Annotated in this window: 18 protein-coding genes; 2 read left to right on the top strand and 16 right to left on the bottom strand. The window is 60.7% G+C overall.

Annotated features, from left to right (window positions below; genetic code table 11):
• Nucleotides 1–159: 159 nt before the first annotated feature.
• Together JET17_RS07040 and JET17_RS07035 are read left to right on the top strand one after the other, a co-directional pair.
• On the top strand, nt 160–1,269 hold the full coding sequence (locus JET17_RS07040) for an acyltransferase family protein (protein ID WP_012313304.1): 1,110 nt from the start codon (nt 160–162) through the stop codon (nt 1,267–1,269).
• Nucleotides 1,270–1,321: 52 nt separating this feature from the next.
• Nucleotides 1,322–2,266, top strand: coding sequence for an NAD-dependent epimerase/dehydratase family protein (locus JET17_RS07035; RefSeq protein WP_012313303.1), 945 nt, complete (start codon nt 1,322–1,324; stop codon nt 2,264–2,266).
• A 43-nt stretch (nt 2,267–2,309) separates the two neighbouring features.
• On the opposite strand, the gene JET17_RS07030 is transcribed toward JET17_RS07035, so the two are convergent.
• From JET17_RS07030 to serC, 16 genes are all read right to left on the bottom strand, one after another.
• A complete protein-coding gene (locus tag JET17_RS07030) occupies nt 2,310–3,929 on the bottom strand; it encodes a glycosyltransferase family 4 protein (protein WP_012313302.1) in 1,620 nt (539 codons plus the stop codon).
• Entirely contained in the window at nt 3,926–6,811 is a 2,886-nt protein-coding gene (locus JET17_RS07025; protein ID WP_012313301.1) for a glycosyltransferase family 4 protein, read from the bottom strand. The genes JET17_RS07030 and JET17_RS07025 overlap by 4 nt, the downstream gene beginning before the upstream one ends.
• An 18-nt stretch (nt 6,812–6,829) precedes the next feature.
• Complete coding sequence (locus JET17_RS07020) at nt 6,830–8,215, bottom strand: class I SAM-dependent methyltransferase (RefSeq protein ID WP_052293009.1); 1,386 nt, start codon at nt 8,213–8,215, stop codon at nt 6,830–6,832.
• Between the two features lie 166 nt (nt 8,216–8,381).
• Nucleotides 8,382–9,590 (bottom strand): ABC transporter ATP-binding protein, encoded by a 1,209-nt coding sequence (locus JET17_RS07015; RefSeq protein ID WP_012313299.1) that lies wholly within the window; start codon nt 9,588–9,590, stop codon nt 8,382–8,384.
• Nucleotide 9,591: 1 nt separating this feature from the next.
• Entirely contained in the window at nt 9,592–10,392 is an 801-nt protein-coding gene (locus tag JET17_RS07010; RefSeq protein WP_012313298.1) for an ABC transporter permease, read from the bottom strand.
• A gap of 112 nt (nt 10,393–10,504) precedes the next feature.
• Complete coding sequence (locus tag JET17_RS07005; RefSeq protein WP_012313297.1) at nt 10,505–11,701, bottom strand: glycosyltransferase family 4 protein; 1,197 nt, start codon at nt 11,699–11,701, stop codon at nt 10,505–10,507.
• Between the two features lie 125 nt (nt 11,702–11,826).
• A complete protein-coding gene (locus tag JET17_RS07000; RefSeq protein ID WP_012313296.1) occupies nt 11,827–13,188 on the bottom strand; it encodes a phosphomannomutase/phosphoglucomutase in 1,362 nt (453 codons plus the stop codon).
• Between the two features lie 130 nt (nt 13,189–13,318).
• Complete coding sequence (locus JET17_RS06995; protein WP_012313295.1) at nt 13,319–14,761, bottom strand: mannose-1-phosphate guanylyltransferase/mannose-6-phosphate isomerase; 1,443 nt, start codon at nt 14,759–14,761, stop codon at nt 13,319–13,321.
• Nucleotides 14,762–15,071: 310 nt separating this feature from the next.
• A complete protein-coding gene (locus JET17_RS06990; protein ID WP_012313294.1) occupies nt 15,072–16,520 on the bottom strand; it encodes an MBL fold metallo-hydrolase RNA specificity domain-containing protein in 1,449 nt (482 codons plus the stop codon).
• A gap of 104 nt (nt 16,521–16,624) precedes the next feature.
• The gene (locus JET17_RS06985; protein WP_012313293.1) at nt 16,625–16,888 is read right to left on the bottom strand and encodes a lipopolysaccharide assembly protein LapA domain-containing protein; all 264 of its coding nucleotides are present in this window, start codon (nt 16,886–16,888) and stop codon (nt 16,625–16,627) included.
• 20 nt (nt 16,889–16,908) lie between these two features.
• Nucleotides 16,909–17,205 carry an integration host factor subunit beta gene (ihfB, locus tag JET17_RS06980; protein WP_012313292.1) on the bottom strand — a complete coding sequence of 99 codons (297 nt, stop codon included), beginning with the start codon at nt 17,203–17,205 and terminating at the stop codon, nt 16,909–16,911.
• 256 nt (nt 17,206–17,461) lie between these two features.
• Nucleotides 17,462–19,138: a 30S ribosomal protein S1 gene (rpsA, locus tag JET17_RS06975; RefSeq protein ID WP_012313291.1), complete on the bottom strand. Its 1,677-nt coding sequence runs from the start codon at nt 19,136–19,138 to the stop codon at nt 17,462–17,464.
• Nucleotides 19,139–19,261: 123 nt separating this feature from the next.
• Nucleotides 19,262–19,948: a (d)CMP kinase gene (cmk, locus tag JET17_RS06970; protein ID WP_012313290.1), complete on the bottom strand. Its 687-nt coding sequence runs from the start codon at nt 19,946–19,948 to the stop codon at nt 19,262–19,264.
• A complete protein-coding gene (locus JET17_RS06965) occupies nt 19,945–22,185 on the bottom strand; it encodes a bifunctional prephenate dehydrogenase/3-phosphoshikimate 1-carboxyvinyltransferase (protein ID WP_012313289.1) in 2,241 nt (746 codons plus the stop codon). The genes cmk and JET17_RS06965 overlap by 4 nt, the downstream gene beginning before the upstream one ends.
• 160 nt (nt 22,186–22,345) lie before the next feature.
• A complete protein-coding gene (pheA, locus tag JET17_RS06960) occupies nt 22,346–23,440 on the bottom strand; it encodes a prephenate dehydratase (protein WP_012313288.1) in 1,095 nt (364 codons plus the stop codon).
• Nucleotides 23,440–24,525: a 3-phosphoserine/phosphohydroxythreonine transaminase gene (serC, locus tag JET17_RS06955; protein ID WP_042111243.1), complete on the bottom strand. Its 1,086-nt coding sequence runs from the start codon at nt 24,523–24,525 to the stop codon at nt 23,440–23,442. Before serC ends, pheA begins: the two co-directional genes overlap by 1 nt.
• Nucleotides 24,526–24,586 lie beyond the last annotated feature (61 nt).

The following is a 24,586-nucleotide window of genomic DNA, read 5'->3' as shown; positions in this document are numbered from 1 at the left end:
ACGCTGTCTGGATCAGTGAACACCAGAACTACTCTCACAGGGCGGGGGCTTGGTGTACCATGCAAAACTCAATGGGCGAGGTCCTGATTCTTGCCCCCAGATTGACAGCCTCCCGCTGGCAGTGACAGCATTCTTTTTTGCCCGCCTGTGATTCCGCAAATGCATGCTTCCTTGCCCCCAGCCGTTCGACTTTATACTCTGGATACCTTAAGAGGTATCGCCGCGCTTTGTGTCGTGTTCTGGCATTGGCAACATTTCTTCTACGTCGGCGACAGCCCGGCGGGCTTCGAGGGCACACGCCAGCCTTTTTTCGCGGCACTGACACCGCTTTATCAATATGGCGGCCTGGCCGTGCAGCTTTTTTTCTCGATCTCGGGGTTTGTGTTCTTCTGGCTGTTCGCCCAAGGCATCGCCACGGGTAAAGTATCGCTGCGCAGTTTCGCTGTGGATCGCTTCAGCCGGCTCTACCCGCTACATTTGCTTACGTTTGCCGGGGTGGCGGCGCTTCAGTGGGCCTATTGGGCTAGCCACGCCAGCTATTTTGTCTACCCCTTCAACGACAGCTATCACGCCCTGCTCAACTTGCTGCTTGCGCCGGCATGGGGCTTGGAGAAGGGCTGGTCGTTCAATGCGCCGATCTGGTCGGTCTCGGTAGAAGTACTGCTATATGCGTCATTCTTCGCCATCTGCCTGGCGGGCCGTTGGCGCTGGTTGCTGGCTGCTGCGGCCTGTACTTTGGGCCTGCTGCTCTACCCCGGCAGCTACAAGATTGGTAGTGGGTTATTGTGCTTCTATGTCGGTGGCATCGCCTACGCCATGCTTTGGCAATTGCGGCGTTGGGCCGGTAGCGGCGTCGCACTGTTGGTGTGTACCAGCGTGGCACTGGGAGCTTGGGCGTTGCTACTCCTCGCCAAATCGGTGAACGCTTACCTAGTCATGTGCCTCTGCTTGCCTGCCACCTTGGCCATGCTGGCCGCCGCTGGCCTGCACTGGCCAGGGTTGTTGCGCAGCACTGGGTGGGTGGGTGATATCAGCTATGCGTCCTATCTACTGCATTTCCCGCTGCAAATAGCCTTTGCCCTTACGTTCGACAGTCTGGGTTACTCCCGCGAAATTTTCTATCAGCCGTGGATGATGCTGCTGTTCTTCGCTTTGCTGATACCCATGAGCCTGGCCTGCCACCGGTGGTTCGAGCGGCCCGCTCAACGCTATTTGCGCGCCAGCCGGTTGTCAGGCACTGGACAATCGGGCATGCGCGCACCCGCCTGAGGCCGCGCCTGGCACCTATAACGCTTTCTCTCATTCGAGCCTGGAACCTAGTATGTCGACAACCTTGACGCCTGAAGCACCGATCCTGATCACGGGCGGTGCCGGTTTTATCGGCTCTCACCTGACTGATGAACTGCTTGCCAAAGGGTATGCAGTACGAGTGCTGGACAACCTGTCCACGGGCAAGCGCAGCAACCTGCCGCTGTCACACCCTAACCTGCAACTGATCGAAGGCGACGTGGCCGACGCCGCGCTGGTGGCCCACGCCGTAAAAGGCTGTGCGGGTGTCGTACACCTGGCGGCGGTCGCTTCAGTGCAGGCTTCTGTTGACGACCCGGTCCGTACTCATCAGAGCAACTTCATTGGCACCTTGAATGTGTGTGAAGCAATGCGCCTTTGCGGTGTGAAACGGGTGGTGTTCGCCTCCAGTGCCGCAGTGTATGGCAACAATGGTGAAGGGGCCTCCATCGATGAAGACACGCCCAAAGCGCCGTTGACGCCTTATGCCTCCGACAAGCTGGCCAGCGAGTACTACATGGACTTTTACCGCCGCGAGCACGGGCTGCTCCCTGTGGTATTCCGCTTCTTCAATATCTATGGCCCACGCCAGGACCCGTCCTCGCCTTACTCGGGCGTCATCAGCATTTTCGCCGAGCGCGCACAAAAAGGCCTGCCGATTACGGTATTCGGGGACGGCGAGCAGACCCGTGACTTCTTCTTCGTCAGCGATCTTGTGAAGCTGCTGGTACAAGGGCTGGAGTCGGGGCCGGTGGCCGAAGGGGCCATCAATGTCGGCTTGAACCAGGCGACTTCTTTGAATCAGATCCTGGCAGCATTGGCGCAGGTCCTGGGCAAGCTGCCAGAGGTCAGCTATCAGCCAGCACGCGCAGGCGACATTCGCCATTCAAGGGCCAATAATCAGCGTTTGCTCAGTGGGTTCGAAATGCCTCGGGCTACCGCCATCGAGGTGGGGCTGGCGCAACTGCTCAAAGGCTAGGCGGGGCCAGCGGAACGTGCCTGTTGGCACGTTCCGCATGGGGTCAGGCTTGGGTTGGGGCAGTTTGTGCCTCAGGATCCCTCGCGTACTCCAAGAGGTATTCCAAGCTTAACGCTACCTGCGCGCCGCCGCGCGCCAGCAAGGCTGACTCCGTGTTGCGCGCAACCAGCAGATGGCGCTCATCCACCACAACCTGTTTGCCCAAGGCGCGGTAAGCTTCGATGAGCTTCATCGCGGCGTCCGGGTCTTGGGCTGTTGGCCCCGCCACCCACAGTACATCTGCTTGCTCTGGCGCAATCCAGTTCGAGGGAATGCAGCAGGGCTGGCTGGCAGGCTGCGGCCGGTTGGCAGGAACCGGGCACAGCGCCTTGAGAACGCTCTGGAAGGTTTCAGCCGATGGAGCGCCATGGCATGCGATCAGTTGTGGGGCCTCGCTACGTTCGGCGCCAGGGCCGGCCAGCAAGGCTTCGATACGGTCGATCTGCAGCTCGAAGGCATAGGCCTGGATGCGCTCACGACCCGCCTTGCCATGGGCTTCCAACACCGCCGGCTCTTCGATGTAACGGAGCAAGCAGCGCGCCAGCGCTTGAGCGTCGCCGTGGTCGAACAACTGACCGGTCACGCCTTCATCCACCAGCTCGGGTATGCCGCCTATCCGTGAACCCACCACCGCCAGGCCACAGGACATCGCCTCGGTAATGGTCACAGGTTGGTTTTCCGGGCACACCGATGGCAGCACGAACACATGCGCCTGGGCGAAGCGCTCGGCGATACGCGCATTGGGCAGTCTGCCCCAGAACTTGGCAGAAACCTTCGGCGCATTGTTGCGCAGTTCGGCTTTGTAGGTTTCAAGCATATGGCCGTCACCGACCATGTCGACATGCACCCGCTCTGGCGGCAGCAATGCCAGCGCCTTGAGCAAGGTAGGTACGCCTTTATGGCCACCCATGTAGCCGGTGAACAGCACATTCAGGCGCGGCCCGGGCGGTGGCGGTGAGGTGTGGCTGAACCGCTCGAGTTCGATACCGTTGGCGATAACATTCATACGCGCGGCAGGCAGGCCGTTGGCGATGTAGGTGTCGGCCAGGTAACGGCTGGGTGAAATGAAATGATCAACAGCATCCAATTGCCAGCGCAGGTAGTCCTGGCGCATCCGTTGCGGCAGCAGCAGGTCACCGTTGTAGATGTGCGAATGACATTTGTGGCATTGGGTGCTGTCTTGGCACAAGGTGTCCTGGGTGGTGATGCGCGTGCTGTTCATGCAGAACCCCCAGTGGTCGTGCAAGGTCAGCGCAATGCGGATCCCATGCTCACGCGCCAACTGCAGGATGCCCAAGGACAACCCGGCCATGTGGTGCGCGTGGATCACATCGGGGCGCCATTGAGCGATCAGGCGCAGAAAGATACGTTCGACGCCGGGGTGCGCGACGTTGTTGCCGGTTGGGGCAAAGTCCAGATAGGTCAACGACACCCGGGTAACCGGCATGCCGTCGAAAACCTCCTGCTCCACTGGGTAGCCAGGCAGCCCACGGCTGTTGTCCCCTGCCAGCACGCGCACTTCATGACCACGCGCAGCCAGCGCGCGGGCCTGGTGGTGAGCGATGATTTCTGCACCGCCGATCACATGGGGCGGGAAGAAATTGGATATGACAAGAACCTTCATTGAACAAACCCTGGCGCCGCAGGCGGGTAAGTATGAACATTGTAACCTGGTAGTTCAGTAGCAGGCTCTTCGGTCAGGCCCAGCGCTGTTAGCGTTGCGGCTGGGGCGCCCTGTTCAACCAGCAGCAGGCCTTCGACACGGCCATTGATCAGTGAACGCAACGCATCGATTGACGCTGGGTCAGCTGCCTGTGCTGCCGACAGCACGATGAGGTCGACGGCGATTTCGTTATCACGCAGCTCTGCCTGGAGGACAGGCACTGCAACACCTACCGGCGCATCGATGCGGCTGAGGTTGGCGTGGCGGCTCACCTCACCAGTCAGCTCACCCTCCGCGATTTGCCAGGCACGCGTGGCTTCGTGGCCTATCAGGTCACGCAACCAAGGCGCGTGCTCCCCCAACAGAAGTGCGCACTGAGCCGGGCGTTCCGCCAGCAGGCAAGCCAACGCAAGTTGGCCAGGCTCATCTACCAGCGCCACTTCGGGGTCGATAAGCAGGTGCTGCCACTGCCGCGGCAAGGGTTTGCCAGCATGGCGAGTGGTGTGGCTGGCTAACTGCCGCAACAAGGCACGGGCATAGCTGCGCCACGTCAGGATAGGACGAGCAACCGCTTCAGCAGCCAGTTGCAGATAGCCTTGTGGGTCACTCGCCAGTGCGTGGATTTGCGCAGCCAGTGCATCGGGGTTGGTCATGTCCACTGTGCGGCAGCCACCTTCGGCTGCCAGCTCCGCCATCACGCCGCCGGCATGGCACACGCAAGGACGGGCATGCCAGAGCGACTCGACAATAGGCATGCCATAGCCTTCTACCAACGAGGCGTAAACGCTGACGTGGGCCTTGGCGTAGTAGTCATTGAGGGTGGCGTCGTCTACCACACCATGCCAGGCAATGCGCGGGTCGGCCGCACTGGCCGCGCGCACGGCCTCAACGATGTAGTCAGCACCGGCGTAGCGATTGCCGATGAGGTCCAGCTGCCAGTCGAGGTCCGGATAATCACGGGCCAATCGGGCAACGGCTTCAAGTAGCACTTTATGGTTCTTGCGCGGTTCCAGGGTAGATACACAGAGGATACGCAGCGGCTCGCCCGCACGCGGCACCGAGGCCGGGGTGGTGGCGCGCGGGGAAGCAGTCAGCTCACCCGGGATCCAGCAGGTTTTCACCTGCGCGTGAGGCGTGATGCCTTCACGCGCCCAGAATGCCTGCAACTGGGTGCCCGCATCGGGGGAAATCGGCAGGACGCGGTCGGTTTCGGCCAAGCCTCGCATGTAGGCTGCGTGGTTGTCCCGGATGATGGTATCGGCAACCCACTCAGGGTGGGTGACCGGGATGGCATCATAGAATATCGCCGCGACGTTCAGGCCCGCCTGGCGGGCAGCGGCGCGGCGCGCCGGCCCTTGGCGTTCGAAGACGATTTCACTTTGCAGCAGCCAGCCACCGCGCAAGGTGCGAGCGCCAAGACTGGCCAAGGTCTGCCGGCGGTGAGCAGGCGAACGCGGCAGCTCGTAGTGTTCTGGATAGGGCTTGGGCCCGCCATACAACGCCAGATTGTTGTATTCACCTTCAGTGGGCAGCACATACTCGCGCAGCGTCTCGTCCCAGGTCACGAACAGAGGTTCGCCAAAATCCTGCAGCTTGCGCGTCAAGCTGCGCACTACCCTGGCTACGCCGGTATTGGCGGTATCGCGCAGGCAGGCACTGGTGTCGATCACCAACCGGGGGGCAGGCAGGTCCCGGATCGGGCTCAACGTGCCGAGCAGGAACTCGTAGGCCTTGATGGTACGTTGCCAGGTGAACGTCTGTTGGAAGGTATCCAGATGGCTTTCCCATTCGGGCCCTGCCAACGCTTCACCGGCCAGCACCTGCAGGGCCTTTTCGGCCATTTCCTGCTCGTCGACGCACAGTTGACGGGGGTCGGCGACCACTTCAGGGTGCGCACCGATGTTCAGCACCAGCACTGGCTTGCGAAGCTGTTGCATCTCGGCCAGGGGCAAGTTGAACCCTTCCCAGTGCGACACGCTGAGCCCCAACTGAGCGCTGGCCATCAACGCGGACAACTCGGCATCGCTGGGGTGGCCCAACGGCAGAATATGCTCAACCAGGTCTGCCGGCAGTTTGAGTTCGTCTGCAGTGGCCAAGACGCAGAAGCGCGCCTTGGGATGCACAGCGATTATCTGCCGGGCGATGGGGTAAAGCCCTTCGCTGTTTTTGTAATTGCCCGTTTCCCAGCGACCAAGGTTGATGATCACAGGGCCTTCAACCGCTTCATCTGCGGTTTCTACACGCGCAACCTGGTGCCCCTGCTGCCAGAGGCTCTGGTTGACACCACCTGTCAGGTGGTCTGCGCCCAGGTGAATCATGGCAATTTCCACATCCGGGCCGGCGTCTGGCAGGCTTTGGGTGCGGGACACGAAATGGCTGATAGGCGTGACCACCCGTGCTTCGGGCAGGTATTCGCGGCGTTGCGCGCGCAGCCGCTCCTGTACCAAGCGCGCCGGGCCAGTCATGTCTTCATAAGGAACACCGCCGCAGTCGAGCGCCACCGTTGGCACTCCCCATTGGCGCAATACCGCGATGGACGCATAGAACGGCCAGCCGCCAATCAGGGCTACGGTCCCCGTCACGTCTCGCCCTGCGGGGGCGAACAGTTGGCGATTGTCGCGCATCCACTGGGCAGTTACTTGGTCGAGCTCTGTATACGGGCCCAGATGCTCAGGCGGCGTGTGGATGTCGTCGGTGATGCGGCGCAGCACGTCATGGTTGGCGCGCTGGGCCACGAAGGTAATGTGCCAGCCTGCGGCCTTGAGCCCTTGAGCCAGCAATAGCAATACACGGTCGACGCCGAACCGGAACAGCAGGCGCTCGTTACAAATGATCAGATGCATGGGAGCACTCCAGCCCTATCAAGGCGCATAACCAATGGCTGCGTAATCCTGCGGCCCGAACAGCAAGCCGTTGAGCGGGCCTGTGATGGCTTCGTCACTCCCCTTGAGCAGGAGCGCGGGGTCGGCTGGGTGTCGGCGGTCGATTTCAACGCGCTCAAAACCACGGGCCTTCAGCAGAAACGCCACCAGCGCCGGCGGCAACGGGTTGCGGTGCGTTGGGTCGACATAGAAGTTGCAGGCCCCGGTGATCAGGTTTTCTGGGTTCGGGGTTTCGAAGAGTACCGCGCCACCCGGGCGCACAACCCGAAGTGCTTCATCGATCAGGCGGATGAAAACGTCAAGCGGCAAGTGCTCGATGATGTGGAAAGCTGTCAGCCCCGACAAACTGTGGGCTGGCATGGCAGCCAGATAATCCAGGGCATCGCCCATGTAAACCTCAAGGCCGGCCTGCTTGCAGCTGTCGATCATGGCGCTGTTGGAATCGACGCCGATCGCAGGGATGCCCTGCTCTTTGAGCAGTTGCAGCCATTCACCGCGCCCGCAACCGAGGTCCAGCACAGGGTGCGTTAGCCATTGCGGGTCGACCGGGAAGTAACTGAGGTTGTGCTTGAGCCGTTCGCGGATCATTTCCGGCGAGCCGCGGAAGTTGGCTTCGAACTCCAGATAGAGCTCAGCCGGCATGCCCGGTGCTTCAGCCACCGCAGGCAACGTTGCACCGCTTGCACTGGCTTGTGGCCTGGCCTGCAGCTCAGCGATGGTCATGGTCTGCTGGCGCACCAGTTGTTCCAGGCGCCGCATGCGTTCGATCAGGTACTGCTCGTTCTGCTGGATGGCCAGGCCGTAGGTGTAAAGGCTCTGGTTGGTCTGGTCCTGCACCTGTACGCCGACATTGCGCAGGCGGGTACTCCCGTCGGCAATATGCCATTCCAGCGCATTCAGCCGCTCGGGCAGATGACGCGTCACGGCCAGCACATGCATCAGGCGCAGCGCACCGGGGATACGCACGACCACTGCACGAGCCAGGGTGATGAAAAGGTTTTTCAGAGTGGCGCCACCCGGACGCTGACGCGCACGGGTAAGGAAATTCATGACTCGCGGATGGCCGAAGTACCTGCCCACCACCGGTAAGGCCCGCAGTTTGCGGTACAGGCTAGGAGGTGGCGTCTGGGCTTGCGGGGCCTCGTCATTGGCGGGTGCGGTGGCCGCCACTTCCGGCTCCACTGGCGCCTGGGGGCGAGCCGGCAGCACGCCTTCGAGGTCGATCAGTTCGAAGCTGCGCACGATGTCGGTGGGCACGTCACTGGGCAGGTTGGCACTGCCGGCACTGGCCGTGACACGCTCGTACTCCCGACGGTTGACTTCAGCTTGGATCGTTTTCTGCAGTTTTTTAAGATCGATAGTCATTATGCATACGTGTTCAAACGGGTTAAGTGGCCAGTACCAGCGGTTCATCGCCCGGCACTGGCTGCGTACGTTACGGGAACACCAGAGGCGGGCATTCTACGCAGGTCATCTGGCCACCGTCGACGGCGGCCAGTTCCTGACAGCGATGCGGCTGCCCTCTACCCGGTCAGTCAAGCTTGAACTCTGCCTGCATGGCGCACACGCCGGCGAAGTGCTTGTAACTGCTGTTGGCGATCACATTGAATACCACCGCCTTGTCCCACCAGTCGAAGTTATCCTCGATATGGTCGGCACCACCGTGCAAGGCCAAAGTCAGGCTGTAGCTGCCAGGCCCTACGTTGAATGCCGGAATGGTAACGGTCAGGTGCTGTTCCTTGCCGGCCTCGACACCCAGGTCGCGCAGCTCGCCACGCAGCCAGGTGTTGGTCCCGAAGATGTCGTAACCCGTGCGGTCTTTGAACATGAAGCCCAGCGACAAGTCGTAAATGGGCTCGTTAGAGCGGATTTTCAGGTTCAACGTCAACGGCGCACCCACTTCAAGCATGGTAGCCGCCCGGCCATTGCTGCTGAGGGTAAGCTCTTCGATACGCGCTTTTCCGTTGCCAGAGCGCCCTGCGTAGGGCGCGTTGACAGCCTGGGCCTGCAAGGAGCCTTCTTCTTTTTTGGCAATCAGCGCGTTGTAATAATCCAGCACTTCATCCGGGCGGCCATCCATCAACATTTTGTGATCACCCAGCAGGATGGCACGGTCACACAGGCTCTTGATGGCGCCGGGATCGTGGGAAACAAACAGCAAGGTTGTGCCCTGCTCGCGGAAGTCACGGATCCGCGCAAAAGACTTGTGTTGGAAGTAGGCATCGCCCACCGCCAGGGCCTCGTCCACGATCAACACTTCCGGGCGCACCGCAGTCGCCACGCTGAACGCCAGGCGCACAAACATACCGGAGGAATAAGTGCGCACGGGCATGTCGAAGTAATGACCGATTTCCGCGAAGGCTTCGATCTCTGGCATCAACGCGACAATCTCGGCCCGCTCCAGCCCCTGCATGCGCCCAGCCAGCGCGACGTTCTGGCGGCCGGTGAATTCGGGGTGAAAGCCCATACCCAGCTCCAGCAACGCGGCAATGCGCCCTGTGGTGGTAATGGTGCCTTCCGTCGGCATGGCGGTACCGGTAATCATCTTCAGCAGCGTACTCTTGCCTGCGCCGTTAACCCCGATGATACCGACCGACTCACCCTGCCCCACCTGGAAACTGACGTTCCGGATGATCCAGTTCTGATCGCGCTTGCACAGCCCAAGCCATGTACCCAGTGCGTGCCAGCGACCTTTGAGTTTTGGATAGGCCTTGCCTACCTGTTCTACGAGAATAGTCATATCAGATCTGATCAAGCAGGTCGTTGTAGCTGCGCTGATAAAGCACAACAGCCAGAAGGAAAACGATGACGGCAAAGCCAAATGGGTAGGCCAGTTGCGACAAGCCTACCGGCTCGCCCAGCAACGCCTTCTGCGCCGTCAACACCAGGGGGAAGATCGGGTTCCACGAAAGCATCGCCTGTACATGTTCGGACAGAATACTGAGGGGGTAGACGATAGGCGTTGCCCAGAACAGCGCCTGGAAGATCACGTCACTCAGCTGACCGATATCACGGAAGAACACGTTCAGGGTGGCGAGAAAAGCACCCAGCGCGATTCCCAGCAGCACAGTGGTAAGCAATACCGGTATCAAAACCAGGGCGGTGGTCATCAGCGGGAAACCTGATATGACCATGAACAGCACTACCAATATCAGCAGGATCAGGCTGTTGAGCGCTGCAGTGGCGATGACTGGAATGAACAGGATGAACTTCGGAAAGCTTGATTTCTTGATCAGGTTGGCATGTTCGAGGAAAACCCCCTTGCCGCGCTGCACCAGCTCCAGCAGCAGGTTCCAGGTGATCAAGCCTGCGCACAAATAAATGCTGTAGGCGTACTGGTGCTCGATACCGGGCATACGAGCCTGCATCAGGCGCGAGAAAATTACGGTATAGATGAACACCATGAAAATAGGCGGCACCACCAGCCACAAAGCGCCGAAGGTCGACCCTGCATAGCGGCTTTTGATCTCCCTCAGGGTGATCGCGAATATCAGACCGCGGTAACGCAGTACGTCTTTCATTAGCGACAGCGGCGTATTCATTGTTCTGGACTCACCATGTACATAAGGCTTCCTGTTTGAAACACCCTCGCGATGCGTAAGCAATGCAGGGCATGGGACATAAGGGCTAGAGAAGGCATATCGAAAGCTCCTCTCACGGGCTGACGGCCCGATAGACTGCTAATGTTTCCTGCGCGCAGCGCTTCCATGAAAACGCGGTGGCGCGAAGCTGGCCGGCATTGGCTACCTTGCTGCGTAATGGCTCATCACTCAGAAGCTCAGCCAGTTGCACAGCCAACTGGTCAGCATTGCCACGCTCAACCAACACCGCACTACCTTGGCAGAACTCGGCCATGGACGTATCGGCGGTACATATCACCGGTACCCCGCACTGCATCGCCTCAAGCACCGGCAGGCCAAACCCTTCGTAGAGCGATGGGTAGGAGAAAACCGCTGCACCAGCGTACAGCGTCGGCAGGTCATCGCCTGAGACAAAGGATAACTGACGCAGGCCATGAGTGACTGTCAATGTCTTGATACGTTCATTCAGCTCATGGTTATGCCACCCAGGCGCACCCGCCAAGACCAACGGATACTCTTCGCGTAACCCCTGCGGCAGCTGGCACCAGGCATCGATCAGGGTATCCACACCTTTGCGTGGCTCCAGGGTGCCGACAAACAACACATAACGACCGTGCTGCAAACCATGGCGCTGCAGCGTTGCACTCGTCTGCTCGGGTGTCTGCGGGTAATAGCGCGCGGATGCACCGAGATAAACGGTTCGTACCTTGTCTGCACTGACGCCGAAATCACCAATCAGCTCATCGCGGATCAAGTCCGAATCAGTGATCAGGAAATCAGCGCGTTTGAGGGTGTGCGGTAACTGCGCCGTCAGCCATTCGACGCGTTTGCGTGGATGGAACTGCGGGTAGTGGAGGAACGATAAGTCATGAATCGTCGCGATACTGGGGCCTGGGTGCGGCTTGAGAATGAAGTTGGGCTCGTGGTAAAGGTAATGCCGGCGCTCACCGGCATGGTAGCGGCGCCTGGCATCGACCAAGGCTTCGCGGGCGCGATAAGTGAACGTCCAACGCTTCAACAACTCTCGCAACTGCAACGCCACCTGCTGGCCTGCGCCTGGTTTCACGTCCCCACCATCTTTCTGCGAGTAGCAGGCACTGGCCTCGATGCAATTGGCTAGAGCCTGTTCGGCGCTGTAAAAACGTGCACCCAGGAAGCAATCGATAACCTCGATATCCTCAAGCAGCAACTGCTCAAGCAAATTGAACGTGTAATTACCAATTCCGGTAAGTGGCGGTAAAAGCGATTGGGTGTTGAACAGGAGCTTCATCGAGTCGGAGTTACCTGGCTGCGCGGGTCGACGCGCACGTTTTCAAGAGTGCCGCCAGAGCGCTGAACTGCCCTGACGGGGGTGGCCGCCAACAAATCGCCGGCTACAGACTGATCAGTACGAAATCAGCCTCTGATCAACCCGGCAATTTCCGCTACGCGCTGATCCACCAGCGCGGTATCACCACGAGATTCCACATTCAGGCGCAGCAACGGCTCTGTGTTGGAGCCGCGCAAGCTGAAACGCCAATCGGCGAATTCGACGCTGATGCCATCGGTACGGTCAACGTTCGGGTTGTGCGGCAGGTAGAACGCCAGGATCTTCTCGATGGTGCCCTTGACGTCGGCCACTTCGTAGTTGATCTCGCCACTGCACGGGAAGGCGGCAATGCGCTCGTCTACCAGTTGGGCCAGGCTCTTGCCGGTGACGCTCATCAGCTCGGCGACCAGCAACCACGGGATATTGCCGCTGTCGCAGTAGGCGAAATCGCGGAAATAGTGGTGCGCGCTCATTTCGCCGCCATACACCGCGTCTTCGGCGCGCATGCGCTCCTTGATGAAGGCGTGGCCGGTCTTGCTCTGGATGGCGATGCCGCCCGCTGCTTCGACTTGCTCGATGGTGTTCCAGGTCAGGCGCGGGTCATGGATGATCTTGCTGCCGGGGTGCTTGGCCAGCAGCATTTCAGCCAGCAGGCCGACAACATAGTAGCCCTCGATGAAACGGCCCTGGTTGTCGAAGAAGAAGCAGCGGTCGAAGTCGCCGTCGAACGCGATACCCATATCGGCGCCGGTGTCGAGCACGGCTTGACGGGTCAGGTCGCGGTTTTCTGGCAGCAGTGGGTTGGGAATGCCATTGGGGAAGTTGCCATCCGGCTCACCGTTGATGATGGTGATGTCCAGCGGCAGGCGGGCCTTGAGCAGCTCCAGCACCGGGCCCACGGCGCCATTGCCCGGGTCGGCCAGCACCTTGAGGGGCTTAAGGGCCGACAAGTTGACGTAGGTCAGCAGGTGGTCGATGTAAGCGGTCTTGTCGAACGCCTCGCGCACGCTGCCAGGGGTGGTGGCCTGGGTGCCGAGGTCGCCGGCTTCGACACGCTGGCGGATGTCGTTCAGGCCGGTGTCGCCGCTGATCGGACGCGACTGCTCGCGCACCAGTTTCATGCCGTTGTAACCCTTGGGGTTGTGGCTGGCGGTGACCATGATGCCGCCATCGGCCTGGTAATGGCTGGTGGCGAAGTAGACTTCTTCGGTACCGCACAGGCCGATGTCGATCACATCGGCGCCGCCTTCGGTCAGGCCCTTCATCAGGGCACGGGACAGGCCGGGGCTTTCCAGGCGCATGTCGCGGCCGACCACGTAACTGCGCCCGCCCAGCTGGGCCACCAGGGCACGGCCAATGCGGTAGGCAATGTCGTCGTTGAGGTCGGTCGGCACTTGGCCGCGGATGTCATAGGCTTTGAAACAGCGGGTCTGGATAGGTGCGTACATACATCTCTCTCGATGCGGCGCCGCCTGGGCAGCCACCGTCTGGAAGGGGATGGTCGGCGATTGAATAGCCGCATGAAAATCGGCCCGTGGCCTCGGCGAGGCGCTCACGGGCCGACGGGAAGGCCTGCTATCAGGCGTTGCAACGACCGTATTTGTCCTCGAAGCGGACGATGTCGTCTTCGCCGAGGTAGTCACCGCTCTGCACTTCGATCAGGACCAGGTCTATGACACCTGGGTTTTCCAAACGGTGTTTGTGGCCGGCACGAATGAAGGTCGACTCATTGGTGTTGAGCATCAGCTCCTGGTCATCGTTGACCACTACTGCCATGCCGCTGACCACGATCCAGTGTTCGCTGCGGTGATGATGCATCTGCAGCGAAAGCGACGCCTTGGGCTTGACCACGATGCGCTTGATCTTGAAGCGCTCGCCGTCTTCGAGCGTGGTGTAGGTACCCCACGGGCGATGCACGGTCTGGTGCAACAGGTGGGCAGCGTGGCCGTCGCTTTTCAGGCGCTTGACGATGTGTTTGACGTCCTGGGCGTGGTCCTTGTGCGCAATCAGCAGCGCATCGGGGGTATCGACCACCAGCAGGTCCTGAACGCCGACCAGGGCAGCCAGGCGGTCTTCGGTGCTGACGTAGTTGTTGCTTGCGCCATAGGCCATCACTTCGCCTTCGAAGCGGTTGCCGTTCTCGTCCGGGGGGGTCAGCTCGCTGACCGCGTTCCACGAGCCGATGTCGCTCCAGCCGATGTCGCACGGGATGGTTGCGACCTTCTGCGAACGCTCCATGAGGGCGTAGTCGATGGAGATGTCGGGCACATTGGCAAAGCTGTCGGCATCAAGTGCCAGGCAGCTGTAACCCTTGGAGGTCGAGCGGCGGGAGGCTTCGAGGGTTTGCGCAACGGCATCGAGCACGTCCGGGGCGTGGGCCTTGAACTCCTCGATCACGGCACCGACCTGGAAGCAGAACATGCCCGCGTTCCAGAAATAGTTGCCGGCCTTTACATAGGACTCTGCGGTTTTAAGGTCAGGCTTCTCAACGAAGCGTTCGACCTTCAGGCCACCTTCCAGCGCGCCACCAGCGGCGGCTTCGATGTAGCCGAACCCAGTCTCCGGATACTGAGGTTTGATACCGAACGTCACCAGCCAGCCTTGCGAAGCAAGGTTCATCGCCTTGGCTACTGCTTCGCAGAAGGCTTCTTCGTTCTGGATCAAGTGGTCGGCAGCCAGGACCAACATGTGGGCCTGCGGGCCGTGGCTCTGGTGCAACTGCAAAGCTGCGGCAGCTACCGCTGCAGCGGTATTGCGACCGAAGGGCTCAAGGATATAGCCTTGTGCATGGCCTTGGGTATTGATGGTCCGGTATTCGTCTTCAGTCTTGAACAGCAGTTCACGATTGGTAACGGTGAGCACTTCAACCACGCCGTCTAGGCGGGCAGCACGCAGAAAAGTCTTCTGAATAAGATTTTGCCCGTCGGGCAGCGTCATGAACGGCTTGGGGTGAGCCTCACGGGATACTGGCCACAGACGGCTGCCAACGCCACCGGATAAAATTACCGGGATCAATTCCATATTCGAGTCCTTAACGGCCACTTGAAGTTATCAACCTCAGGGAACCTGCATGTGTCTTATTTCTGACCGCCGTCACGAACGAGCGCGACGGCGCTAAAATGTACGCCTAGCGTGTTAATTTCCTGGCCATCCATAGGCTCAAGACGCAAGCATCGGCCTGTAGAATACCAGAGATTTTTCGTTGTAGCTCCCCTTGGATCTAGCGAGCCATCGCCGCCCAGAGCACATTGCCAGCCCCTGTAAACGCCAAGAAACACGCTGCGCGACGGCATGAGACAACACACAGCGTCAATGTTTCGTGAAGGCTCGTTTATTCTGGAATAACCATATCGGGTGAATGCATAAGGTTACTGAAGCGATGCCTTAAAGCATCAGACAGTGCAGTTTTTGCGCGACTTTCACCATGCACTAATACAATTCTTTGCGGGGCATCGGGTATGCCGACAGCATATTCAATCAAACCCGTCTGGTCCGCATGCCCTGAATAACCACCAAGGCTAAATACCTTGGCCCTGATTTCATACATATGCCCATCCAGATCAACCTGGACAAATCCTTCTCCACCTTCACAGGCCTGGATAACCGCTCCCGGCGTACCTTTTGCCTGATACCCCACAAACACCACCTCATGCCGAGGATCACCAAGCATCGCCTTGAGGTAGTTAACGATTCGCCCGCCGGAACACATGCCGTTCCCGGCAATGACAATGGCTGGCCGCCCCGTACTCTTGAGGTAGTTGACCACCTGCTGATGCTTGGCATGGGTATCAACGCACAGCAGCTGACCGAAGCCGAGCGGGTCCCTGCCCTCCCCGAGCCGCTGCCTGGCTTCGGCATTCCAGTATGCGTGCAACTCCGAATAGGCCTTGGTTATGCGCTGCGCCAGTGGCGAATCGAGAATGATGGGTAAGCGGGACCAGTTCACCCCCAGCTCTGGCGCGCTCGCCTCGTTCACTTTGCCTTGATTGAGCAGGGACTTGCGATGGAGGATGTCCTCTATCTCATACAGCAGCTCTTGGGTACGCCCCAGGCTGAAAGCGGGAATGAGGATGGTGCCATTGTCCGCCAGCGCGCGGTCGATAACCGCCTCCAGCCGCTGCTGCCTGTCGTCGCGGGGCGCATGCAGCCTGTCGCCATAGGTGCTCTCCAGCACCAGAACGTCCGCGCGTTCTGGCGGCTGAACGGCGCGCAATAACGGATTGCAAGGGGCGCCTAGGTCGCCCGAGAACACCACCCGCGTGCTGGGTTCTACGCCCGGGTAGCGCACATCGCATTCAACATAGGCTGAACCGAGCAGGTGCCCGGCACGCTGAAGGCGCACGGAACAGGCCACGCCCTGGCCTTCGACCACGGTGTGCCACTGTTCGAAAGGCAGGGCGACCACCAGCCGCTGCAACAAGGCGAGGTAGCGGTCTACCTGAACCGGGTCCGAGCTGATACCGAGCTTGTAGGCATCCTCGAGCACCAGGGGCAGTAGCTTGGCCGAGGGTTCGCTGCACAGGATTGGGCCACGAAAACCTGCAGCCAGCAAGGCGGGGATGCGGCCGACATGGTCGAGGTGGACATGGGTAATGATCAGCGCCTGAATACCGCCGATATCGAAACCGATCGGTGCGAATTCGGCGCCTGGCGCAGCATCTGCACCTTGCTCCAGACCACAATCGACCAGCAGGCTATGCGCCTCATCAAGGTGAAGCTGGTGACAAGAACCGGTTACACCGCGGGTGCCACCGTGATGGGAAAGGATGGGATATTCCATACTGCTGCACACTCGCCTGAGCTGGGAAAATGAAGTGGGTATTACTTCATTTCCTAAGGCGTATGCACAGGTGACTGATTCTTAGATGAACGTCGGACTTTTCATCACTTACCTTCTAACGCTGCCTCCCTGGCCGAGGCGCGAATCTTGCGCTTGCTACGTTGTACGCCATAGGCGCCCAACAGCGGGCCAATCGCCAGGCCTACCACCAGGGCGGCCAGCACCGGCACAGCAACCGGCAACTCGGGCGCCGACCAGCCGAACAGCACGAGTGCCACGGCCTGCTGGTTCTCCAGCACGAAGAACAGCACCACCGCCGCCAGCAGCAGCACGAACAACGCCGCCAGGGCGCGCTTGAGGTTACGCATCAGACTGGCTCCTTCATCGGTCAGGGGTGCTCGTGCTCTTCTTCATTGACGCGATCACGCAGCTCCTTGCCGGGCTTGAAGTGCGGAACGAACTTGCCTTCCAGCTCGACCGACTGGCCGGTCTTGGGGTTGCGCCCTACGCGTGGAGCGCGATAGTGCAAGGAGAAGCTGCCAAAGCCGCGGATCTCGATGCGATCTCCGGTGGCCAGGCATTGGGACATCTGTTCAAGCATGGTCTTGATGGCCAGCTCCACATCCTTGGACGAGAGCAGCCCTTGATGGGTGACAATACGTTCGATCAGCTCCGACTTCGTCATATTTTTCCCTTCGTTATCAAGCAGCTAGATCATTGCTTAATCAGTTTGTAGCACGCTCGGAGGGATTTGAACAGGGTGGTTCTTGACTTAATAAAAAAATTCAAGATAGGCTCTTCGGGAAATAAGAGCGGGCCGCGCTGCAGCCCATCGCCGGCAAGCCGGCTCCTACAGGGGATAGCGTTAGGCTTGGGGGAATTGTGGGCATAAAAAAAGGGTGGCCCGAAGGCCACCCTTTTTTACACCGATCAAACAGAACTTAGTTCTGCTTGGCCATTGCTTCGCGCAGCAGCGCAGCCATGGTGGTATCGGCAGCCGCTTCCGGAGCGTTTTTCAGGCTCTGGATGGCTTCACGCTCTTCAGCGTCGTCTTTCGACTTGATCGACAGGCTGATCACGCGCGACTTGCGGTCAACGCTGATGATCTTGGCTTCGATCTCTTCGCCTTCCTTCAGAACGTTACGCGCGTCTTCAACGCGGTCACGGCTGATTTCGGAAGCTTTCAGAGTGGCTTCGATGTCGTCGGCCAGAGTGACGATGGCGCCTTTGGCGTCAACTTCTTTCACGATGCCCTTGACGATAGCGCCCTTGTCGTTGACAGCAACGAAGTTGGAGAACGGATCGTCTTCCAGCTGCTTGATGCCCAGGGAGATGCGCTCGCGCTCTGGGTCAACCGACAGGATGACGGTTTCCAGCTCGTCGCCCTTCTTGAAACGACGTACGGCTTCTTCGCCGGTTTCGTTCCAGGAGATGTCGGACAGGTGAACCAGGCCGTCGATGCCGCCGTCCAGGCCGATGAAGATACCGAAGTCGGTGATCGACTTGATGGTACCGGTGATCTTGTCACCCTTGTTGAACTGGCCGGAGAAGTCTTCCCATGGGTTGGACTTGCACTGCTTGATGCCCAGGGAGATACGACGACGCTCTTCGTCGATGTCCAGAACCATGACTTCCACTTCGTCGCCAACCTGAACGACTTTCGACGGGTGGATGTTCTTGTTGGTCCAGTCCATTTCGGAAACGTGTACCAGACCTTCAACGCCTTCTTCCAGCTCAGCGAAGCAGCCGTAGTCGGTCAGGTTGGTAACGCGAGCCTGTACGCGGGTACCTTCTGGGTAACGCGCAGTGATAGCAACCCACGGATCTTCGCCCATCTGCTTCAGACCCAGCGAAACGCGGTTGCGCTCACGGTCGAACTTCAGAACGCGTACGTCGACTTCGTCGCCAACGTTAACGATTTCGGAAGGATGCTTGATGCGCTTCCAGGCCATGTCGGTGATGTGCAGCAGGCCGTCGATGCCGCCCAGGTCCACGAATGCGCCGTAGTCGGTGAGGTTCTTGACGATACCTTTGACTTGCTGGCCTTCCTGCAGGGTTTCCAGCAGGGCTTCGCGCTCGGCGGAGTTCTCGGCTTCCAGCACGCTGCGACGGGAAACGACAACGTTGTTGCGCTTCTGGTCCAGCTTGATGACCTTGAATTCCAGCTCTTTGCCTTCCAGGTGGGTGGTGTCGCGCACAGGGCGGACATCAACCAGGGAGCCCGGCAGGAACGCACGGATGCCGTTAACGTCGACAGTGAAGCCGCCCTTAACCTTACCGTTGATAACGCCCTTGACCACTTCTTCGGCGGCGAAAGCTGCTTCCAGAACAATCCAGCACTCGGCGCGCTTGGCTTTTTCACGGGACAGTTTGGTTTCGCCAAAGCCGTCTTCGACCGCGTCCAGCGCAACGTGAACTTCGTCACCGACCTTGATGGTCAGCTCGCCAGCTTCGTTGTAGAACTGCTCGAGCGGGATGACGCCCTCGGACTTCAGGCCAGCGTGTACGGTAACCCAGTCGCCGTCGATGTCGACAACGATACCGGAGATGATCGCACCCGGCTGAAGATTGAGGGTTTTCAGGCTTTCTTCAAAGAGTTCTGCAAAGCTTTCGCTCATTTTAATTCCTGTAGATTCGGGCGAAACAAACGCCCATCGCCACACTCCAGACAATGTGGGTTTCGTTAAGTAAAGGAAAGCGGGCAGGACGTTGACTGGTGCCCCTGCCTGCTTTCCTGACGATCAGACCAAGTCGCGCTGGGCGAGCTCGCTCCTGATACGGTGCAGCACCTGCTCGATGGACAGCTCCGTGGAGTCCAGCTGAATGGCATCGGCCGCCGGCTTGAGCGGGGCCACTGCGCGCTGGGTGTCGCGCTCATCGCGCGCACGAATCTCATCTAGCAGACTCGACAGACTAACATCTTCGCCTTTGCCCTTCAACTGCAGGTAGCGGCGACGGGCACGCTCCTCGGCACTGGCGGTCAAAAACACCTTAAGCGGCGCGTCCGGGAACACCACGGTGCCCATGTCGCGGCCATCGGCGATCAGGCCGGGTGTTTCGCGGAAGGCGCGCTGGCGCTGCAGCAGGGCTTCACGCACTGCCGGCAGGGACGCGACCATCGAGGCCCCGGCACCGACCGTCTCGGTGCGGATGACATTGCTGACGTCCTCACCCTCCAGAATGATCTGTTGCAGCTTACCCGGCTCGGCGGCGATGAATTGCACATCCAGATGGGCGGCCAGGGCCTTGAGCAGCTCTTCGTTGGTCAGGTCGACACCGTGGTTGCTGGCGTTGAACGCCAGCAGACGGTAAAGCGCGCCGGAATCCAGCAGCCGCCAGCCCAGTTCACGCGCCAACAGGCCTGCGACCGTGCCCTTGCCCGAGCCGCTCGGGCCATCGATGGTGATGACCGGCGCTTGAGAGTTCACGACTTGCCCTCTTCTGCCACGCGGATACCCACTTCGGCACACAGCGCGAGGAAGTTGGGGAACGAGGTGGCGACGTTGGCGCAATCATGGATGCGGATTGGCGCGCTGGCGCGCAGCGAGGCGACGCTGAAGGCCATGGCGATACGGTGGTCGCCGTGGCCATGCACTTCGCCACCGCCAATCTGGCCGCCGTCGATGATGATGCCGTCGGGGGTCGGCTCGCACTTCACGCCCAAGGCGATCAGGCCGTCGGCCATCACCTGGATACGATCGGACTCCTTCACCCGCAGCTCTTCGGCGCCACGCAGCACGGTACGCCCTTCGGCACAGGCGGCGGCCACGAACAGCACCGGGAATTCGTCGATGGCCAGCGGCACCAGGTGCTCGGGGATATCGATACCCTTGAGCTTGGCACCGCGCACACGCAGGTCGGCCACTGGTTCGCCGCCGACTTCACGCTGGTTTTCCAGGGTGATGTCGCCGCCCATCAGGCGCAGGATGTCGATGACACCGGTGCGGGTCGGGTTGATGCCGACATGCTCGAGTACCAGCTCGGAGCCCTGGGCAATGGATGCTGCCACCAGGAAGAACGCAGCCGAGGAGATGTCTGCGGGCACTTCGATGTGGGTGGCAGTGAGCTTGCCGCCGGACTGCAGCGAGGCAACCGGGCCGTTGGACTCCACCGCATAGCCGAAGCCGCGCAGCATGCGCTCGGTATGGTCACGGGTGGGCGCAGGCTCGGTAACGGTGGTTTTGCCTTCGGCGTACAGGCCGGCCAACAGCAGGCAGGATTTGACCTGGGCACTGGCCATCGGCAGCGTGTAGGTCAGTGCCTTGAGCGTGTGGCCACCACGGATGGTCAGCGGTGGGCGGCCGTCCGGGCCGGTTTCGACCACAGCGCCCATTTCGCGCAGCGGGTTGGCCACGCGGTTCATCGGGCGCTTGGACAGCGACGCATCGCCGGTCATGGTCACGTCGAACGACTGGCCGGCCAGCAGGCCCGAGAGCAGGCGCATGGAGGTGCCGGAGTTGCCCACGTAGATCGGCCCGGGCGGTGGCTTGAGGCCGTGCAGGCCAACACCGTGAATGGTCACGCGGCCGTGGTTCGGGCCTTCGATGACTACCCCCATGTCACGGAAAGCCTGAAGGGTCGCCAGGGCGTCCTCACCTTCGAGGAAGCCTTCGACTTCGGTCGTGCCTTCGGCCAGGGAGCCGAGCATGATCGAACGGTGGGAAATCGACTTGTCGCCCGGTACGCGGATTCGCCCGGTCAGGCGGCCACCCGGTTGGGCCAGGAAAATCAGATCGTTGGCGTTCATAGCGTCCACATAGGCCCGGCGGGCCAAGATTTTACTGAAATGCTCGCGGGCAACCCGAGCGCGGGTGAACACACCCAGCAACTGGTGCCCGTCCCCTGCATCGACCGCGTCGCGCAAGGCGTCGAGGTCGCTGCGAAAAGTGTCCAGGGTGCGCAGGACAGCCTCGCGGTTGGCGAGGAAGATGTCATGCCACATGGTCGGATCGCTGCCAGCGATTCTGGTGAAATCGCGGAAACCACCGGCAGCGTACCGGAAGATCTCAAGGTTTTCATTGCGCTTGGCCAACGAATCGACCAGGCCGAACGCCAGCAGGTGCGGCAGGTGGCTGGTGGCGGCCAACACTTCGTCGTGGCGCTCGACCGGCATGTGCTCCACGTCGGCCTCCAGCGCACGCCACAGGCGGTCGACCAGGGCCAGGGCGGCGGGGTCGGTTTCGGGCAGCGGCGTGAGGATGACCTTGTGGCGGCGGAACAGGGTGGCGTTGGAGGCCTCCACCCCGCTCTGCTCGGAGCCGGCGATGGGGTGGCCGGGCACGAAGTGGCGCAGGCGGTCGCCGAATACCTCACGCGCAGCCCGCACCACATTGCCTTTGGCGCTGCCGACGTCGGTGATGACGGCGCTGCCCAGGTCCAGTTGCGCCAGGCGCGCCAGCAGCTTTTCCATGGCCAGGATCGGTACCGCCAGCTGGATGACGTCGGCGCCGACACAGGCGGCGGCGAGGTCTTCTTCGCAGCGGTCGACCACACCCAGGGCCACGGCCTGCTTGCGCGAAGGGGCGTCCAGGTCGACGCCGACCACTTCGCGGCACAGGCCGCTTTCACGCAGGCCTTTGGCGAAGGAGCCGCCGATCAGGCCCAGGCCTACGACGACGAGGCGGCCGATGAGCGGTGCGGGGTTGTTTTTTGCTGCATTTACCACTGGTACGAACCCTGTTCAGAAATCAGGACAGTCTTTGGGACCGCAGGGGGCTGCTTTGCAGCCCATCGCGACACAAGGCCGCTCCTACAAGGGATTGCAGACTCCTGTAGGAGCGGCCTTGTGTCGCGATGGGGCGCAAAGCGCCCCCAACAACCTTGAATCAAAGCACCGCCTTTGGATACGAGCCCAGTACCTTCAGCGCCACAGCCTCTTGGCTGATCTTCTCCAGCACGGCCTTGATCAGCGGGTCGCGGTGGTGGCCAACGAAGTCGATGAAGAACACGTAGGTCCACTTGCCACTGCGCGAAGGGCGGGTCTCGATGCGGGTCAGGTCGATGCCGTTGTCGTGGAACGGCACCAGCAGTTCGTGCAAGGCACCTGGCTTGTTGCTCATCGAAACGATGATCGAGGTCTTGTCGTCCCCGGTCGGCGGCACTTCCTGGTTGCCGATCATCAAAAAGCGCGTGGAGTTGTCCGGGCGGTCTTCGATCTTCTCGGCCAGGCGGGTCAACCCGTACAGGTTGGCGGCCATATCACCGGCGATCGCCGCCGAATTCCACTCGCCCTTGACCCGCTTGGCGGCCTCGGCATTGCTCGACACCGCCACGCGCTCCACGTTCGGGTAGTGCGCGTCCAGCCACTTGCGGCACTGGGCCAGCGACTGGGCGTGGGAGTAGATGCGGGTGATGCTGTCGGTCTTGGTGTTTTCGCCCACCAGCAGGTGATGGTGGATGCGCAGCTCGACTTCACCGCAGATCACCATGTCGTGCTCGAGGAAGCTGTCCAGGGTGTGGCTGACCGCACCCTCGGTGGAGTTTTCCACCGGCACCACGCCGAAATTGACAGCGCCGGCCGCCACTTCGCGGAACACTTCATCGATGGCAGCCATCGGGCGGCTGATCACGGCGTGGCCGAAGTGCTTCATGGCCGCAGCCTGGGTGAAGGTGCCTTCAGGCCCCAGGTAGGCGATTTTCAGCGGCTCTTCCAGGGCCAGGCAGGACGACATGATTTCGCGGAACAGCCGCGCCATCTCTTCGTTGCCCAGCGGCCCCTTGTTGCGCTCCATCACGCGCTTGAGCACGGCGGCTTCACGCTCAGGGCGGTAGAACACCGGCTGCTCGCCTTCGGCCAGCGAGGCGGTCTTGACCTTGGCCACTTCCTGGGCGCAACGGGCGCGGTCGCTGATCAGCTCGAGGATTTTCTCGTCGAGGCTGTCGATGCGCACGCGCAGCGCCTTGAGCTCATGTTCGGACATCAGCCGTGCTCCTTCTCGAATTCGGCCATGTAGGCCACCAGCGCCTCGACAGCGTCCAGGCCCAGGGCGTTATAAATGGAGGCACGCATGCCGCCCACCGAGCGGTGGCCCTTGAGGTTGAGCAGGCCACGGGCATCGGCGCCGGCCAGGAAGGCCTTGTCCAGGCGCTCATCGGCCAGGCGGAACGGCACGTTCATCCACGAACGGGCGTTGTGGCTGATCGGGTTGGTGTAGAACTCGCTGGTGTCGATGAAGCCGTACAGGCGGTCTTTCTTGGCGCGGTTGCGTTGCTCCATGGCGTCGACGCCACCCTGCTCCTTGAGCCACTCGAAGACCAGGCCCGAGAGGTACCAGGAATAGGTGGCCGGGGTGTTGTACATCGAGCCGTTGTCGGCCGAGACCTTGTAGTCGAGCATGGTCGGGCAGCTGCTGCGGGCGTGGCCCAGCAGGTCTTCGCGGACGATCACCACCACCAGGCCGCTCGGGCCGATGTTCTTCTGCGCGCCGGCGTAGATCAGGCCGTACTGCGACACGTCGATCGGGCGCGAGAGGATGTCGGAGGACATATCGACCACCAGCGGAACGTCACCGGTTTGCGGCACCCAGTCGAACTGCAGGCCGCCGATGGTCTCGTTGGAGGCATAGTGGACGTACGCTGCGTTCTTGGTCAGCTGCCACTCGTTCTGGCCAGGGATGGCCAGGTAGTCGTATGGCTTGGCGCTGGCAGCGACGTTGACGTTGCCGAAACGGCGCGCTTCTTCGATGGCCTTTTTCGACCAGATGCCGGTTTCGACGTAGTCGGCAGTGCCGTTCTCCGGCAGCAGGTTCAGCGGGATCTCGGCGAACTGCTGGCTGGCGCCGCCCTGCAGGAACAGGACTTTGTAGTTGGAGGGGACGGACAGCAGGTCACGCAGGTCCTGCTCGGCCTTTTCGGCGATGGCCACGTAATCGTCGCTGCGATGGCTCATTTCCATCACCGACAAGCCCTTGCCATGCCAGTCCAGCATTTCGGCCTGGGCGCGCTGCAGGACAGCTTCAGGAAGCGCGGCAGGGCCTGCGCAGAAGTTAAAGGCTCGTTTGCTCACATCCACTCTCGCTCTGCCAAATAGAACAAAATCGTTTGTTGCAGGCCGCGCACCCCTGTAG

Origin of the sequence: Pseudomonas putida (assembly GCF_016406145.1) — a bacterium.
Taxonomy (GTDB): Bacteria; Pseudomonadota; Gammaproteobacteria; order Pseudomonadales; family Pseudomonadaceae; genus Aquipseudomonas; species Aquipseudomonas putida_E.
The sequence above is the reverse complement of the archived record's forward strand: the minus strand, read 5'-3'. Positions and strand labels throughout refer to the sequence as shown.